We start from the raw sequence: 2,103 nt of genomic DNA, 5'->3' as shown, positions 1-2,103 counted from the left end.
CCTGCGCATGGTTACCTATTGTTTGGTGACTGGGAGTACAGGACCGATGGATGAGTACCTGATCTCAGGAATCGCCGAAATCAACCTCACGTTTGAACTTTCTCCGAGCTGGTATGTCGAAGCTCTTAAGTACATCAAGGCGAACCATGGTCTAAGTGGTGACCCTGCCGTTGAGGCAAACTCCTATCTCGATTACACAATTAACGCTCTTAGCTAGGGTTTTTCGAGTTGCCCGGAACTCCAGGTGGCTGTTGATAGTCGATTAACGGTTTTCTGAAGTTCCGGGCAATGTTTTTTAGAAAAGAAATTTAGGAGACTAATATGGTAAGTCCAACAACAGCGAGGCTGTTAGGCATCGCACCTTTTGCGGATTCCTCTCGAAAGGAGCTGCGCTCCTACTCTACAGAAGATGAAGTGCAAGCAGTGATTACAACTGCCTATCGACAGGTCTTTGGCAACGCTCATGTCATGGATTGCGAGCGTTTGACCAATGCAGAGTCTCTATTGCGCCAAGGTGACATTACGGTACGAGATTTTATCCGGGCACTGGCTCTGTCTGAACTATACCAGGAGAAGTTCTTAAACTCCACACCCCAAGTAAGGTTTATTGAGTTGAACTATAAGCATTTTCTGGGTCGAGCCCCTTATGATGAGTCGGAAATTGCCTATCATGTCGATCTTTTTAATCAAAAAGGCTACAAGGCGGAGATAAATTCTTACATCGACTCACAGGAATATCAAGAAAATTTTGGTAACTCGATTGTGCCGAGTTACCGTGGGTTCGAGAGCCCACAGGGTCAGAAAGTTGTGGGCTTTAGTCGCATGTTCCAGCTCTATCGCGGTTACGCCAATAGCGATCACGCCCAAGGCAATGGCAATCCCTCTCACTTAACTTATGAGCTGGCTCGTAACACCGCAACTCCTGTCCGAACCCAAACCAAGGGACAGGTAGTTATCGGCACAAATGCAGGTAGCCAAAGGCAGCTCTACCGCTTGCGAGTGTCTCAAGGGGTGACAAGAGGTGGTCCTCAAATCCGGCGCACAATTAGCGAGTATCTGGTGCCTTACGATCAGTTATCTTATACTTTGCGGCAGCTTGGCAAGCAAGGTGATCGAATAACAAGTATTACGCCAGCCTAAGGCAACTGAAATCTCACCACTATCAAGCAGTATTAAAAATTAGGAGAATAACAAGTGGCAATTACCACAGCAGCATCCTGGCTGGGAACCTCCGCCTTTAGCAATGCCAACCCCATTGAACTGCGCCCCAACTGGACCCAAGACAATGCTAAGGCTGTTATCCAGGCTGTTTACCGACAAGTACTCGGAAACGACCATCTCATGGCTTCTGAGCGTCTCACCAGTGCTGAGTCCTTACTCTGCCAAGGCTACCTGACTGTAAGGGATTTTGTGCGGGCTGTCGCCAAGTCAGAACTCTACAAGTCGAAATTCTTCTACAGCAACTTTCATCCGAGAGTAATTGAGTTGAACTTCAAGCACCTACTCGGTCGGGCTCCCTATGATGAGTCTGAAATCATCTATCATCTCGATATCTATCAAAACGAGGGGTTTGAGGCAGATATCGACTCCTACATAAACTCCCTTGAGTATGAGCAGAACTTTGGCACCTCCATCGTACCCTACTATCGAGGCTTTTCCAATCAACCGGGACAAAAAACCGTCGGCTTTACCCGCATGTTTGAGCTCTATCGTGGTTACGCCAATAGCGATCGCGCTCAGGGCAAGGGCGGTCGTGCTAGTTTAACCTATGAGCTAGCTCGCAATATGGCAAACCCCGTGCGAACCCCAAATGGCGGACAAGCACTCACCGGCACAACTGCAAACATTCAGGGACAGTTCTATCGACTCCGAGTAACTCAAGGAGGTATCGGACGTGCCCCTCAGATCAGGCGCAGCATCAGTGAATATGTCGTGCCCTACGAACGGCTATCTCCCACCCTGCAAAAACTAAACAAGCGCGGTTGTCAAGTCATGAGTATTACCCGTGCCTGAAGTTTCTAGAACATCTAAATGTCGAGTCCTATAGGAGTAGAGTAAGTGGCAATTACAACAGCAGCATCCCGCTTAGGCACCTCTGCCTTT

At 48.4% G+C, this 2,103-nt stretch carries 2 protein-coding genes and 1 pseudogene; all 3 read left to right on the top strand.

Annotated elements, in window-relative coordinates:
- A pseudogene (locus F6K53_RS38170) lies at positions 1-217 on the top strand (phycocyanin subunit alpha); the annotation flags it as partial.
- A gap of 104 nt (positions 218-321) precedes the next feature.
- On the top strand, positions 322-1,140 hold the full coding sequence (locus tag F6K53_RS38165) for a phycobilisome linker polypeptide (protein ID WP_293084948.1): 819 nt from the start codon (positions 322-324) through the stop codon (positions 1,138-1,140).
- A 54-nt stretch (positions 1,141-1,194) separates the two neighbouring features.
- On the top strand, positions 1,195-2,013 hold the full coding sequence (locus tag F6K53_RS38160) for a phycobilisome linker polypeptide (RefSeq protein WP_293084945.1): 819 nt from the start codon (positions 1,195-1,197) through the stop codon (positions 2,011-2,013).
- Positions 2,014-2,103: the final 90 nt, after the last annotated feature.

The sequence above is a fragment of the Moorena sp. SIO4A1 genome, from assembly GCF_010672065.1.
GTDB lineage: Bacteria > Cyanobacteriota > Cyanobacteriia > Cyanobacteriales > Coleofasciculaceae > Moorena.
This window is presented reverse-complemented; position numbering and strand designations above follow the sequence as displayed.

Bases quoted from the DNA above. Each gene is read 5' to 3' on its own strand.
- F6K53_RS38165 (WP_293084948.1), top strand. From the start codon at position 322: ATGGTAAGTCCAACAACAGCGAGGCTGTTAGGCATCGCACCTTTTGCG.